We start from the raw sequence: 14,408 nt of genomic DNA on the forward strand, positions 1-14,408 counted from the left end.
GCGGCGCGCACGGGGCCCGGGTGGCGTTCCGCCTACCCGGGCCCTGTCGCGTGTGGTGCTATGTGTGATGTCCCTGCCGGTCTACCAGCGACGCTTGATGCCGCCGCCCATGAGACGGCATGCGCGCTCGTCGTCGGCGTCCAGGAAGATGACCGGCAAGTCGGTGACGCCAGTCTGTCGGGCCTTGTGGATCCGGTGCCACCCGTCGATCACGATCGGCGTCCGCACCTCGGGAAGCGGAACAGCCAGCAGCGGGCGGGACAGGTCCACCCTCTCCGCGTACTCGTGGTCGATGCGGATGAGTGCGCCGAGCGCGCCGATGTCTGACACGTTGGCGTGCGAGACCGGGTAGCGAGTGGCCGCTCGTGCGGCGCGCGCGACGTCCCATGCCCAACCGAGCAGGACGAATACCTGGTCGTAGGGGTCGTGTTCTGTGTCGTGCGAGGTCGTGCCGGTCGCGTCACCGGACATGTAGCGTCTCCTTCGTCATGACAACCTCATTGCGGGTGGGGGTCGTGAGACCCCGAGTCATGACGGGGCGGACGGGCCGTCACCCGTCCGCCCCGCCTACGGGTCACGCGGCGTTCGTGGTGTCTGCGTCGCCGTTACCGGTGTCCGTGCCGGTCGTGGCCGGGCTGGCCGCGCGGAACCGGCGGGGGCGCTCGTTGGTCAGGACCGCCTCGCCCCGTCCGACGAGGGTGTCGAGGGCGTTGGCGACGGCACCGGATGACCGGTCCAGGACCTTGGCGATCTCGCTGGGCGTGAACTCCAGGTCGGGGAACGCGTTCAGGTGCCCGGCGACCAGGGGCCGCAGGGGCGACGGCGCGCCACGGTCGCCGGTCGCGCGCGCCGTCCGGGTCCCCGCGCCCGTCCGGCTGCCGGTGGTGGCGCGCGTGGTGCGCCGGACGCTACCGGCGTAGCGCGCGATGTCCTCCATGCCCCTCGTGATCCCCTCGTCGTCGTCGGCCGCGATCGCGGCGAGGGTGGTGGTGACCGTGCTCAGCAGGTCGGTCAGGATGACGCGGGCGGTTTCGCGCTGCTCGGCCTTGCGCAGTTCGGCGTCGACCCGCGCGCGCCGTTCGGCCTCCTCCTCCTGCGCCTTGCGCAGCGCCTCGGCCGCCGCCGCCCGCCGGTCGGCCTCGTCCGACAGGACCTGCATCGCGGTGGCAAGGGTGTCCGATGAGATGACGCCCGTCCCGGTGGTGGCGTCCGGGGCCGTCGTGGCGTCGGTCGTCGTGTCGTCCGCCGGGGCGGACGGGGTGGCATCACCGGCGTCGGTGGTGGTCGTGGGGGCGACCGGCGACCACACGTCCGGCGTGCGGCCCCGACCGGTGCCCTCACCGGCCGCCCGGACTGCGCGTCCGGCGTCCGCGAACGCCGTCAGGGCTTTGGTCACCGTCGCGCGGCTGACGCCGGACGCCTCGGCCAGCGCCGTCACCGTCGCACCGTCCGGCGCGGCGTTCAGCGCGTCCCACACGGCCCCGGCCGCCCCGGTCGGACGTCCGTCCGCCGTGCCGTCCGCCGGGGCGGTGGTGGTCGTGTCAGCGGTCGCGGTGGTGATGGTGTTCGCCATTGTTTCTGCCTCCTGATTGGCGGCCGATTCGGCGGGACTTTCCCGCCCGGCGTCGTCCGCCATGACGACCATTTCTCGACGTCGCGACGAATGCAACACGGAGCGCCGACCAATTTTGTTACCGGAACGGCTGGAGAGGCTTGCCTCAGTAAACGGAAATTTAATGACCGGGCCGACGACTGCGACCTCAACGGAATCACGGCGCGCGACCTCGAACGAGACTCCGCTGGACCTTCACATTCAGCCCCGGCCGTTCTGGTGGCGTCGACTCACGCCACACGCGGAACGAACTTCTCGCCATCTCACCAATCGGACACCCAACGGCGTCGGCGCTCAATACGGACTTGGTGGTGGACTTGAAAGGCGAGAGACAGTTAGAGCTTAGGTTTCGGTGCAGGGTTTATTGTGAGCGACTGCACCCCCGTGCATGTTCCCCTTGAGGGGGTATCCGGGTGCACCGCTGCCCCACCCGAGGCGCGGGCTGACCTGCGCTGACAACGGTGAAAGGCGGGGGTGGCCATGGGCAACCCCCCGGTTACGCCCCCGATCGCGCCCCCGGCGACCCCACCTGCCTCGGCCACGTGAACGAACAAAGGTCCCGCCCGCACCTCGCCGAGGTGCGGACGGGACCAGAGCTTGGCCCCTAGCCTGGAGGGCGGGACCAGCCTGCTATGGACAGGCTGGTCCCGCCCTATGCGGCCGGATGGACCGGCGCGACCAGCGGCGGGTCCTCGTGCGGCTTTTCGACGCAGATCAGGTCCGCCCACACGGTGTGGCCCTCGGTCGGGCTTCCGTGGACGCCCAACATCGCGGCCAGATGCGAGACCGCCCGCAGGCCGCGCCCGCCTTCGCTCTCGAGCGGACCGCCGAGCGGGTCGTGCCTCACCGTCGGGTATTCGCCGCCACCGAGGTCGCTGACACCCACGTAGGCCAGTCCGCCGAGCACCAGCTCGACGGTGAACCGGCCTCCATGCTGGCCCGACCGGGTGTGGCGCACCGCGTTCGAGGCCAACTCCGTCACTACGAAGCCCACGTCCGAGGCGATCGTGGTCTCGGCGAACAGGAACATGGCGAACTGCCGCGCCAGCGGAATCTGATCGGCCCGCCCCGGGAAGGCGCGCCGCCAGGACATCGACGCGCCCATCACCGAGGCCGTGGGTTCGAGGTTGAATCTCGACATTCCTTGAATCCTCCTGCCCGTCCGCCCCGCCGCCGCGTTCCTAATAGCGGCGAACTAGCGTGGCGGACGGCCACCATCAAGGAATAGCTCGAATCGATTCGTCAAGCCCACGGCTGATCTTACATCGAGGCATCGCGCTCAACCTTGCGGCTTGCGAAGCTCCATGCTTTCCCGAGCATCGCGCGCTCTCCTGGGCCGCGCTGCATCCAGAACCATAAGCCTTCTCTGTGAGCCTGATATCCATAATGGCTGTGTGTACCTCAACGAACATGTTCCCGCTGAGATAGCAGACAGGCTAACGGCCCCAGATCACGATAAGCCAATGAGTACCTCAGAGACGCCAGGGCAGGCGATGACGGCGCGCAAGAAGCGCGGGCTGGAGATCGACGCGCGCGAGGTTGAGCTTCGGGCCAGGAAGAGCGCCTTCGACCGCGAACGCTCCCGGATCCTTCGTGAGACCGGGCAGAAACTCAGGAAGGACTCCTGGAGCGAGGAGGAACGAGCGGTGCGCGCAGAGCTGGACGTGCTCGCGACCGAACGCGCCGCCCTGCTCGCCCAGATTGATGCCGAAATGGTCAAGCTGCGACCACAGCAGGCCAAGTACGACAGATTGCGCAACGCAGCCAAGGCCAGCAGCCGGCGCAAGAAGCTCCCGATCACCAAGGAAGAGCAGGAGCTGCGCAGCAAGCTGGCGCTGCTGCATAGCGAGCGTGCTCATATCGACGGCACCGCACGACGAGACCGGGAGATGGCCCAGCATGATGAGGCGGTCTGGAGCACGGTCCTGGATGCGACGAGCTTGGATTCTTCGTACTGGTGATTCACCCGGTCGCCGGATACCGCGCGGACTGCTGATGCCTTGCGGTTGAAGTGGCACTCAAGGGCGGCTCAAAGCTGACGGCTCCTCAGCCGACCTCGCTGCAGCCGCTCCAGGTCGGTTACACCGTCAGAACCAGCGCCGCCCTACGGACTACGTGGTCATCCGGAAGGGGCATTCTTCTAGCCGAGATCTCCACCAGGAGAGATATCAGAGCATAGCTGCGAAACCTGTTGGCCTCTTGGAGGGAGAGCGGCACAATGGCCGCATGACGTCACAACTTCCACTCGACGCGCTGGCACGGTTGGTCCAGGAACCGCTCAACCGGCTCGGTTCACTTAGACGAACACCACTGCCCACAGTTCCTGTTACCGAAGAGGGCTGGTTGGCATCGGTGGAAGAGCTGTCGTTCGATTCATTCCTGGCGGAACTCGAGGATCGGATCCATGCGCTGCATTCGGCCCAAGGGAGGAGCCATGGCGGAGCGGTGCGTCACGCCGCTGGAGCACTGGCCGATCTCGTGACGGCGATGGCTGATGATCTTTGGTGTCTCAACGTCCTGAGGCCTGCAGCGCCGGGCTCGGTCGAAGCTCTCCGGTCCACCCTGGTGGAACAAGCCAACGTCACACTCAAAGCCGTGGCCAACGGCGAATCGATCAATGCAAGTTTTCCGCAGGATGAACTCGGACTGGCCTTCCAAGAACTCGTAGAGTCAACTGCTCGGGATAACAAAGATCCCTATGAAGAGGCGTTCGGTATCTCTTCCGAGGAGCTCCGCAATCCCGAGGGTCCTCCCACTGACGTCCGTATATTGGCAGCCTTCCATCTTCACTATGACGAACTCGATCGCATCGTAGACGAACTGCTTGCATTCTTTCCACACCGCCCGAGCTACCTTCCAGATGCGCTCCATGCAGCTTCTGGAATCGTTGGAAGCGCCGTCCCCTTGATCGCCGTCAAGGCCGGTATGGGCGTATACCAGCTAATCGAAGAAGGCATGGGCATCGACCCCGAGCACACTGCCCGTCCGCTCCGCAACCTAAAGCTACGTGTCGACCGGAGCGCCGCGAGCAACGCGATGATGAACGCGGTGATACGGATGCTCCGCGAAGCACGTTCCGAACGTGACCGCGCCAGCCTGACCCTCGATGTATACAGGAAGATCATTGAGGGGCAGTTGAAGCCGTGGGCAATAGTGCTCCTGGAGATGCGAGGAAAGACTGTCAGCCAGAATCCGGGGATAACGACCTTGCGGGAACAGCTCATCGCCGATGGTCACCCGCTTCTGACTACGGCAGCGAAATCACTCCTGCCGCCATCCCGTAACGCTTCAGCGCACGAGGACTACGTCTGGGATGAGTCGCTGCAGGCACTCAGGGTCGGGGACGGCAGCGTCACCCTGGATGAGCTCAGGGCGGCTTCGGCTCACGCCTACTCCTTCATGCGCGGTGCCGAATCCGGCTGGGCCTGCGCACGCGCTGCTTCAACCGAACTGGCTGATCTACTCGACAGCGAAGACCCGCCGACGGGCTTCAACATCCTCAACGAACACAACGCTCTGTCACACTTTGGCACCAACGGGCTGAGGGTGCTCGACTACCTGCACGAGGACAGGACGTTCACCGTGAGCCTGGACGACCTACCTCCCCGGCTGATCAACCATTGTTGCCAGGCCATCACCTGGGCTTCGCGTCTCGTCGGTACGGTGGACCGCTTCGTTGTGACCCTGGCCGGTCACGCAGAGCCGGTAATGGATATAGGTCGACCGGAGTTGGACGCGACCTACGATGTGTGGTGTTACACGCGCAACCGATTCGACGAGATGCCTCCCTCAGTCTTCTTGGGAGTCCTCACTTCAGCGCGCCTTGCGGTCGAGACTCCGGCGGTCGCCGCCCGGGCGGCAGCCTGGTTGGCTCTCAACGACATCATCCACGCACTCGACGAGGCACGCGAAGCTTCACCGGGCCTTCCTGCCGGAGATTCGATACCCATCCTGGTCAGCCGTCTCTCGATCGTGGCCGGAGGTATCTACGCGGCGAGAACCATACTTACCGCCGACACCGCCGCTCCACTGCTGCGCGGCGAACGACTCGTTACAGCGATGATTGAAACCGTCAACTCAACGGACCCCCCTGCCATGCGTGCCGATCGTCTCGACGCCCTAGAGGACACCGTCGAGCAACTCCGATCACGTTGGCCCACCCCAGCGATACTGCCGACTGTAGACCTGAGCCCCTTGGCATAAGCGCCGACGAAACACCCGTAGGTTGGCGCGTGTGAGCGGCTACGAGTTGATCGCGTATGCAGGGAACGCGGAGGATGTCGTGCTGATGCGTGCCTTCGCTGACCATCGGGGTGGGTTCTTCGTGGATGTCGGCGCCGGCGAGCCTGTCAGCGGTTCATTGACCAAGAACCTTGTGGACAGCCAGGGCTGGCGAGGGGTCAATGTCGAGCCGTTGCCCGAACGCCACGCACTTCTTCAGCAGGCCCGGCCGCGCGACGTGAATCTGTGTGTGGCCGTTGGAGACGAGCCGGGCGCCGCAGGGTTCTTCCGGGTCGTCCCAGGGCGAGGGAAGACGGGTGGCGGCGGGCTCAGCACCCTGCGCTGGGATGTCCTGGAGGGGCATCTTGCGAATGGTTGGGGTCACGAGGAACTACTGGTCGAGGTCGTCACCCTGGAGACGATCCTCAGCGCACATGCGGAACCGTGCTTCGATCTGTTGAAGGTTGATGTGGAGGGGGCTGAGGCCGCCGTCCTGCGGTCGGCTGACCTGCGGGTGTGGCGCCCGCGGGCAATCGTGGTCGAGGCGACCGTTCCGCTGACGGCCCGGCCGAGTCACCAGGAGTGGGAGCCCTATGTCTTGGCGGCGGGGTACGGACTCGCGCTGTTCGACGGCCTCAACCGCTTCTACGTACGCGATGATGAGCCTGACCTGCATGAGCGACTCTCCGTGCCTGCGAACGTGCTGGACAACTACATCCCGTACACGTGCGCCCGCCGGGCCGGGCTTATTGAGTGAGGGCGAGTAGGTCGGGGCGGTGGTCACATAGCCATCCGGTGATCCATACCCCGTCTGTTTCGGTGAGCCCGAGGGCCGGAGCGTCGATGAGGCGACGCAACATCATCAGCGGCAGTAGCTCCGTCAGGGCATCTTGGTCGACGGCGTCGTGACCGTAGCCGTCGAGGAGTGGGCCGGGTTCTGCGCCGCGTGGCATGTCGACGGCCAGCGACCAGGCGAGGTCGAGCATCGGGGGCCCTGCCTCGGTCGCGCCCGGGTCGAGCAGTCCGGTCACGACGTCGCCGTCGAACAGCGCGTTATGGCAGACGGCAACGTCGCCGTGGATTGCGGTCATGGGGAGCCCTCGGCATGCTTCGTCGACGTGTTCGGCGATGACCGAGTAGGCGTTCGGTACTGAGGTCCGCGCCCAGCCCAGCAGGACGCCCAGCGCGCCCGGGTCGTCGAGGCGCAGACCCTCGCCAGGCGGCTGGGAATGCCAAAGCCGAAGCTGGTGGCCCAGGTCCCGCTGACGTGCGGATGTCGGACGGTCCGCGGGCACGCCCGGGAGACGCTCCAAGACGGCCCACCAGGATTCCCCGACCCTTCCCGCGTCCAGCAGTTGAGGTGCTAGGACGCCGGCTGTAGCGCGTAGTTGCTCGAACGCATGGACAGTCTCCAGTCGTTCGTGCAGCCGCCTGCGCACCTTCACCACCGTCCGCACGCCCGGCACGACGCCGTCGGAACCGAACGTCGCCAGCGCGGCGCTGAGGTCACGTTGGCCGTCGAACGCCGGGCTGGCCATGGCGCCCCGGATCGCGGCCTCAACAAGGGCGTCGGGTACGCGACCGGTCGGAATCAGCGCGCGGCGGTCGTCGATGTCCAGAGGCCCGCAGATCGGTGTCTGTAGTCGGGCCAGGGCCTCCGACCAGCGGCGCCGTGCGGACTCGGGACTGTCCAGCCACTTGATGGCCGCGAAGTCGGCGTCCAGCCCAGCCCATGAGCGAGTGACCGGCTCCCAGACCGGAAGGCAGTCCTCGCCCAGCCTCCGTGCGGTACGCGCGGCCTGTTCCGTGTGTCCGCTGGAAGCGTCCAGGAGGACCTGCAATGCCTCGACGGGCAGCAGTTCGCGGGAGGCCCCGAGTTCACGGAACCGGCGCGCCGCCGCCTCCAGCAGCTCCGCGGCAGTGCGGTGCTCGCCTCGCAGCGCCCGTGCCATCGCCTCGGCCATGTCGCACTGCGCGAGCCCGATCGGTTCGCCGACCGAGTTGTTGAGTTCGCGCGCCCGGCCGAGGAGCGCCAGCGTGCGGTCGGAGTCGTACCACATCAGCGCTAGCAGCAGGTGGCGTATCGCGCGAGCTTCCCATAGCGGTGCGTTGGCTTCGCGTGCCGCTTCCAACGTCGATTCGAAGAAGCGGGCCGCCTCGGCGAACCGCGCGTTCTGCAGGTGGGTGTGGCCAAGCAGGTCTGCGGCCCGAACCTGGTCCGGGCCGGTCTGCGATGCGCCGGCCATCAACCGCGCCACGGACCGGTAGTCGCTGCGGCGTAGCGCGTTGTCGGCCAGGCCGAACCGCGCGCTCGCGCCGATCAGCGACGTGGGCTCGATACCGGACAGGTGCGCGGCGGCCTCTTCGACCTGGCCGATGATGTGCGCGCGGCTCGCCAGCTCGTGCCGGTAGTAGTCCGCGAACGGGCCGTCGGGTTCACCGATCAGCTCGCGCAGCGCGCCGTAACGGTCCTCGACGTTGATATCGCCGCGTGCGGTCAGTCGCGCGACGGCGGTCAACCGGTCCAGCTCCGGTGAGCCGGGCAGCTCGGGCAGCGATGACAGGACTTGCCAGTGCCCGAGAACAGTGAGGCTGTAGGCGACATTGCCAAGAGACTCCGGCGTCAGCCGATGCTCATCGGCAGCGCTAAGGACCAGCAGGAATGCGGCCACGCATCGCCTGCTCCGCACCCCCAACGGCAACGGGTGATCGGCGTCGTCGTCCCAGACCGTCAGCGCGGCGCGCGTCAGATGCTCGATGGCCTGTTCGGCGTTGCGGGTGCGTTCGGTCTGTGTCCAGCCGTCGTCGGTGTCGGCGTCGCAGTCGATGACGCTGCGGCGCAGGTTCTCGTGCAGCCGGTACGGTGGCCACACCGTCTCGTCCCGCCGGACAAATGGGCGCTGCACGAACCGTTCGATCTGCCGGAGCCGCAGATGCGGCAGCACCGCGTGCAGGACATCCTCATCGAACGCCTCCAGCAGCGACGCGGCCCGCAGCAGGTCTCGGTCGGTCGCGGACAGATCCCGCATCGTCCGCAGCACCAACTCGGGAAAACCCAGCCCGAACACGTCGGCGGGCGGCACTTCGCCCCGTGCGAGGTACTGTCCGAACAACTCCGCCGACAGATCAAGGTAGAGCGGTGAACCGCCCGACCCGGCGATGATCCGCTCCCGGATCGCGGGCCCGATCGCCGGCGTCCCGTCCACGGTGAGCCGCGCCGTCAGATAGGTCTCGGCCGATGCCCGGTCGAACCCGCCGAGCCCGAGCTGGTCGTCGTCGGCGAGCCCCGGCCAGCGGCGCACGCCGCCGTAGGTCAAGGCGACGGCCTTTCCCGGATCGTGCCATCGCAGCGCAAGGCGTCCGGCCGCGATGAACACCACGTTCGGCATCAGATACACCAACCGCGAAACCAGGTCCTCCAGGCCTCCGCGCTCGGTGGGCGGACGCTGGACGTTCTCTAGCGTGTCCAGCACGCAGAGCGCCAGCGACGGGTGTTTGCGCCGCGCTCGTTCCAGATCGGCGGCCAGTAGTACCGGCATGTAGCCCAACATCCGATCCGGGTCCTGCTCACCCAAGATCGGATCGAGAGCCGGCAAACTCGACCGCAGCCGTTTCAACCGGGCCTTCTGCGTCGCGGTCCGGCCGAGCAGGTTCAGCGCCCGGTAGGCCACCGACAGCGCGCCGAAACCACCCAGGAGCTGATCAACGACGTCCCCTACCTGGTCGGCGACACCGAGCGACTCCGCCGTGGTCTCCTTCCGCAGAAACGCCGTCAGCGACTCTCCCGGGTGTTTGCGCTGCCAGTAGACGGCCAGCGCCACATCGAACGCAGGCCAGGACTTGGCCAGCGGCGCGAGGGCGGCACGTACCCGCAGCAAGACCGCCTCGAAGCTGGAACTGGCAGGGTCGGCGAAATCTAGTACCGCTCGCGCGCCGCGCGGCGGCAGACCATCCAGCTTCCCGGTAACGGCCAGCTCGGTGACGTGCCGGGCCAGCGTGGACTTCCCGATCCCGCCCTCGCCCGACACTGCGATGAGGTTTGACGCCGGCCGCTGGAAATCGAGCAGCTCCTCAACGGTCCACGACCGTTCGGACAGCTGGACGAACCGGTCCCGAAAGGCCCGGATCGGCCCTTCCCGGTCGGTGAAGACATGTTGGACTTCGAATGGAGCGCGCGGCCCGTAACTGAAGAACTGGTCGACGTCCACGCCGATAGCCGATCACATCCCCTCGGTCCTGACAACGCGTCTTCCGTCCGCGAGCCCCCGCTGGATGCTTGCACGAAACCAGCGCTCGCGCGTGTGGTGAGCGCAGGCTCCGTCGTCACTTTCGATTCGACGTCCGCGCTGCGGAACTGACGAGCTTACGAGTCTCGTCGTCGGGTTCGGCGTGGAGTTCATCGAGGCGGGCTGTGAGGAGTGCGTAGGTACGGCGGACGGCGTCCGGGCGGTCGAGGCGGGCTTGTAGCCGCATGACGTGCCGGTAGAGGGGCTCGGAGTAGGGGTCGCGGATGATGGCCTGTTCCAGCACCATCAGCGCCTGCTCTGGGTCGTCTTGTTGATGGAGGCGGGCGAGGTTCGTAAGGGCGTTGCCGACGGTGCGGCGGAGGTATTCACGGTGGGCCTCGGCCCACGGCTGTGTCAGGCCAGTGGCGAATTCACCGGCGCAGCGGTCGGCTAAGAGTGTGAGCGCCCTGATTTTGGTGGCGTCGTCGGCGGCCTGCTGGGCATCGGCGAGGGCCGCGGTTAGTTGCCAGAGGTCGATGTCGATGACGTCGGGATCGATGCGGTAGCGGCCAGCGCTGTGGATGACGTACATGGGGCTGCTGAGGCCGGTCGCGTTCCGAAGGACGTTGCGGATGTTGGTGACGGCGGTGTTGAACGCCGTGACGACGGTTTGGGGGCTTTCATCTGGCCACAGGTCGGCGCTGGCCCGGTCTCGGGTGACGCCGTCCGGGTGTAGGGCGAGGTAGGCGAGTAGGTCGCGGGCTCGCTGGCGTAGCCCTGTCTTGATCGGTCCGTCCGCCGTGGAGAGCTGGACGTCGCCGAGCACTTCGAGACTGACCGGGCGGTGGGATGCTCCTTCGGATAGCCGCGGCGGCGGGACGATGGCCGAGGGAGTCTCGGGTTCGGGCGTGGGGCCGGCGTGTGTCGGTGAGGGTGCTTCGGTGCCGGTGGCGGTTCGGATGGTCCGGAGCATCTCTGCGGCATCGTCGGTGGTGAGGTGGAAGAGGCTGGCCCGGGTGAACCGCGCGGCATTGGGGCCGTCAGTGTTCGTGACGGTCGCCTCGGTGGCGAGTTCTACGCTGGTGCCGGACGTCCAGGCACCGAGCACCAGGACGCCGAGGCCGAAGCGGCGCCCGAGTGTTGCGAGGGCATCCACCCGTGCGTTGTCCGAGGGTATGGAGGCGACCAGGAGCACGGTCGGCAGTGGTTCGGCGGGGTCGTCGGCGCGTAGTGCGGCTACGTCGGGCTGTTCGGTTGTCTCCAGGATTCTGCCACGGTGGAGGAGTTCGATTTCTAGGTGGTTGATGGCCTCGTGCAGGTTGGGCTTGAGGGTCAATCCGTCGTGGGCCGTGGACAGGTCGGTGATGTCGTCGCCGGGGAAGATCGCCTGTGCATCGGGCTGCGGCATGATGACCTCGGCGCGGTAGCGGTGAGCCTTGGCCAGGAGTTCGGTGGTGATGGCTCGGGCGGCGGCGTGTGCGCCGTCTCCGGTCAAGCCGAGGCTGAGACCTGCCAGGGGGATGGTGACGGCTTGGCCGTCGCGGGTGCCCACGACGAGATGGTCCGGTTCCGGGGTGAGCAGGTCCTTTCGGACGAGTTCCGGGTCGGACGGGACAGGGGCCTCGCGAACAACGTAGGTGTCCAGGTGCGCCTTGCGGGCTTTGAGGACGGGGGCCGGGATCGGGGGCTCGGGGATGTGCTCGGCGGCCTCGGGATCGCCCTGCAGCGGACGCCGGCGGCGTCGGTGCAGGCGGGTGGCGGCTACCGCCACGCTGAGTGCGGCGGCGAGACCGAGGCCGATTCGCGAGCCGGACGGTAGGGAGATCTCCAGGGGCGGATCGGCATCGTCCCGGTCGTTCGGTGTCGAGGGTGCCGGGCTGATGGAGTGCTCGGCGGGCGGCGCCACGACCGGGCTCGGCACTGGCGACTCCGTCGCCTTGCCGGACGTTGCACTAGGTGGAGTGGGGGCTCGGGTACCGCTTTGCTTACCCTGCTCGGTTGGGGCCGTGTGTGCACCTGCACGCGGCGAGGCCGGTCGCGAGGGCGAAGGCGCGCCATCCGGCGCGGTGGGGCGTGGGAGTCGTACGCGCTGGCCCGGGTGGATGACGTCGGGGTCGGTCAGTGCGGGGATTCCATCGGGTTGGTCGATGTTCCGGCTGCTTTTGAAGATCTCGGGGTATTGGTCGCCGGAGCCATAGGTGCGATCGGCGAGACCCCAGAGGGTCTCGCCTCGCTTGACGACGTGGGTTCGCGCCTCGTGGTGGTCGGGCTTCGGCTGGGCTGTTGGCTCGTCGGCGAGCAGCGGCGTCCATTCAGATTCGGTCGGTTCCCGTGGTGGTGTGTCTTGCCTGGGCGACAGGGAGCCCACTTCTGGAACGGCGGGATGGGCATTGGCGGCGACAGCGTGCGTGTTCGTCGCGGCAGTGGCGGAGGCCAAAGCGCTGAGGGAGGCGACGGCGCTGAAGGTGAGGGTGGCCGTGGCGACCAGGTTCCGGACCAGTTCTTGGAGCGGTCGGGCCGGGCGCGGCGCGGCGGGCCTGGAGCGTCCGGCCAGGTAGTTCACCGCCTCGGCGCAGACGGTGACGATGAACAGGCACCATGTGGCCCAGCCGATGAGGAAGAGCGTGGCCAGGAACACGCTCTGGTCGGTGTCCTGCCGCATCAGGGTCGCGCTGATCTCTTCCCACGACGGAATCCGGTCCGGGATGGGAGAGCCGCCCATGGCGTACATCGCGGCCGGGAAGCCGACTAGGAAGAACAGGAAGACCGCAAGAGCGGTGAGTCCGCGTGCGAAGTCGGCGAGGCGGCTGCGTCCGGTGTAGGTCACGGCTGGCGGGTTCCTTCCACTCCGGTGGTCAGGTTCGCGGTCGCGGTGGCGTCGGCGCGCAGGACGGATATCCCGATCACCGGCAGGAACCGTGCGGGGCGGGTGGTGGTGACGTGGACGTGGATGGCGCGCGTTCCGGACGTGGTCACGGTGCCGCTGTAGCCGCTGGACCGCAGGTAGGCGCGCGCCGATCGGCTCGCGGCCTCACGGTCCACGACGAACTGTCCACGGATGTAGGCGCGGTTCCGGTCGACGCGTCCGGCGCCGGCACGGGCGGCTTCCTGGGCAACGGTGTTGGCGTCTTGCCGGGCTTCGAGGGCCTGCTCGAAGTCGACGACGGCACCGAAGAACACCACGACGACCAGCGTGATGATGACCGCGAAGACGCTCACGCTTCCGCGCTCGGGTCGTCGCCGAAGTGAGCACAGGCGCCTGCTCATCGAGTGCCCCGGTAGGGGTCGATTGGTGATCGATGGGTCTTGGTGACCGTCCGGGCACCGGGCATCCCGCGAAGCCCGACATCGCTGAGCCGGATTACGCAGGTCACCTGTGCCGACACCGTGGCCGGCTGCCCAACTGGACGGTTAAAGCCGGACAGGTCGAGTCGAATCGACGGCGTGCAATGCAGGCCCCGGTCACGCAAGGTGTGCATGGCGCTGCTGCTCGCCCCGGCCCGCGCCTGATGGGCACTGCGGGCGATGGACGCTTGCCGTGCGGCGTCAGCGGCGGCTTGTGCGACTACGGCGCTGCCGTGCGTCACCCGCATCACCACGAGCAGGCCGGCGAGGAGCGTGATGAAGACTGGCGCGAGGATCGCGGTCTCTACGACCGCGTTGCCCGCGTCCCGTGCCCGGTCCGCACGACCCGGCGTCCCCTTTCCCGCGATCACGTTGGCCCCGGGGTGGTGAAGCGTTCACGGGCGCCGCGCACGGTCCCGGTCACGGTGATGTTGACGCCCGGTAGTAGCGACGGCGCATGCCCGGCCACCCGCACGGTGATGGTGTTGGCACCGGACACGGTGACGCTAGGCGCGTCCAGGATGGGTTCGTGGTGGGCGAATGACGTTGCGGCGTCGCGTCCTGCGGCGAAAGTGCCCTGGCGTGCTCGTGCGACGCGAAGCCCTTCTTCAGCGGCCGACTGGGCCACATCCCGCGCCACTGAGACCATGACCGCCTGCGCGAGCGCCAGGAACAGCAGCCCGACGACGGGGAAGGTGATGGCCGTCGCGACGGTGGCTGATCCCTTGTCTCGTCGGGCTCGTGCTCGTTCGGGCACGGTCACGGTCCGCTTGCGCCGGGAATCTTGTCGATCCAGCCGTTCACCTTGTTGGACACGGCCAGGTAGACGGCGAACGCCAACCCGGCGAATCCCGCCACGATGATGATCGTCTCGACTACCCCGGAGCCGCGGTCGCCGCTGTCTCGCAGGTCGGTGGCGAGTCGCTGGCCTCGGTCATGGATGGTGAGCACTACGCGGATCGCCGCGGCGTTGAGTGTGTTCATGGTCCCCCGATGCGTTGGTG

12 protein-coding genes are annotated in these 14,408 nt (G+C 67.4%); 3 read left to right on the top strand and 9 right to left on the bottom strand.

Annotated elements, in window-relative coordinates:
* Positions 1-81: 81 nt before the first annotated feature.
* From ABZ806_RS33190 to ABZ806_RS33200, 3 genes are all read right to left on the bottom strand, one after another.
* Positions 82-471: a ParB N-terminal domain-containing protein gene (locus tag ABZ806_RS33190; protein WP_500221401.1), complete on the bottom strand. Its 390-nt coding sequence runs from the start codon at positions 469-471 to the stop codon at positions 82-84.
* Positions 472-574: 103 nt separating this feature from the next.
* Positions 575-1,573 (bottom strand): hypothetical protein, encoded by a 999-nt coding sequence (locus ABZ806_RS33195; RefSeq protein ID WP_500221402.1) that lies wholly within the window; start codon positions 1,571-1,573, stop codon positions 575-577.
* Positions 1,574-2,264: 691 nt separating this feature from the next.
* Positions 2,265-2,717: an ATP-binding protein gene (locus ABZ806_RS33200; RefSeq protein WP_500221403.1), complete on the bottom strand. Its 453-nt coding sequence runs from the start codon at positions 2,715-2,717 to the stop codon at positions 2,265-2,267.
* 358 nt (positions 2,718-3,075) lie between these two features.
* On the opposite strand from ABZ806_RS33200, the gene ABZ806_RS33205 reads away from it, so the two are divergent.
* From ABZ806_RS33205 to ABZ806_RS33215, 3 genes are all read left to right on the top strand, one after another.
* Entirely contained in the window at positions 3,076-3,573 is a 498-nt protein-coding gene (locus ABZ806_RS33205) for a hypothetical protein (protein ID WP_500221404.1), read from the top strand.
* 265 nt (positions 3,574-3,838) lie between these two features.
* Entirely contained in the window at positions 3,839-5,815 is a 1,977-nt protein-coding gene (locus ABZ806_RS33210; RefSeq protein ID WP_500221405.1) for a hypothetical protein, read from the top strand.
* A 31-nt stretch (positions 5,816-5,846) separates the two neighbouring features.
* Entirely contained in the window at positions 5,847-6,590 is a 744-nt protein-coding gene (locus ABZ806_RS33215; RefSeq protein ID WP_500221406.1) for an FkbM family methyltransferase, read from the top strand.
* Here the strand turns inward: ABZ806_RS33215 and ABZ806_RS33220 are convergent.
* The 6 genes from ABZ806_RS33220 to ABZ806_RS33245 form a co-directional block, all read right to left on the bottom strand.
* Entirely contained in the window at positions 6,580-10,041 is a 3,462-nt protein-coding gene (locus ABZ806_RS33220; protein ID WP_500221407.1) for a hypothetical protein, read from the bottom strand. The two genes, ABZ806_RS33215 and ABZ806_RS33220, sit on opposite strands and share 11 nt — an antisense overlap.
* 115 nt (positions 10,042-10,156) lie before the next feature.
* Positions 10,157-12,886, bottom strand: a complete 2,730-nt coding sequence (locus tag ABZ806_RS33225) for a BTAD domain-containing putative transcriptional regulator (protein ID WP_500221408.1) — start codon at positions 12,884-12,886, stop codon at positions 10,157-10,159.
* The gene (locus ABZ806_RS33230; protein WP_500221409.1) at positions 12,883-13,278 is read right to left on the bottom strand and encodes a pilus assembly protein TadG-related protein; all 396 of its coding nucleotides are present in this window, start codon (positions 13,276-13,278) and stop codon (positions 12,883-12,885) included. The genes ABZ806_RS33225 and ABZ806_RS33230 overlap by 4 nt, the downstream gene beginning before the upstream one ends.
* Positions 13,279-13,322: 44 nt before the next feature.
* Positions 13,323-13,775 carry a TadE/TadG family type IV pilus assembly protein gene (locus ABZ806_RS33235; RefSeq protein ID WP_500221410.1) on the bottom strand — a complete coding sequence of 151 codons (453 nt, stop codon included), beginning with the start codon at positions 13,773-13,775 and terminating at the stop codon, positions 13,323-13,325.
* Positions 13,772-14,167: a TadE/TadG family type IV pilus assembly protein gene (locus ABZ806_RS33240; protein WP_500221411.1), complete on the bottom strand. Its 396-nt coding sequence runs from the start codon at positions 14,165-14,167 to the stop codon at positions 13,772-13,774. Before ABZ806_RS33240 ends, ABZ806_RS33235 begins: the two co-directional genes overlap by 4 nt.
* The gene (locus tag ABZ806_RS33245) at positions 14,164-14,388 is read right to left on the bottom strand and encodes a hypothetical protein (RefSeq protein WP_500221412.1); all 225 of its coding nucleotides are present in this window, start codon (positions 14,386-14,388) and stop codon (positions 14,164-14,166) included. The genes ABZ806_RS33240 and ABZ806_RS33245 overlap by 4 nt, the downstream gene beginning before the upstream one ends.
* Positions 14,389-14,408 lie beyond the last annotated feature (20 nt).

The organism is Spirillospora sp. NPDC047418, assembly GCF_040643275.1.
Taxonomy (GTDB): domain Bacteria; phylum Actinomycetota; class Actinomycetes; order Streptosporangiales; family Streptosporangiaceae; genus Spirillospora.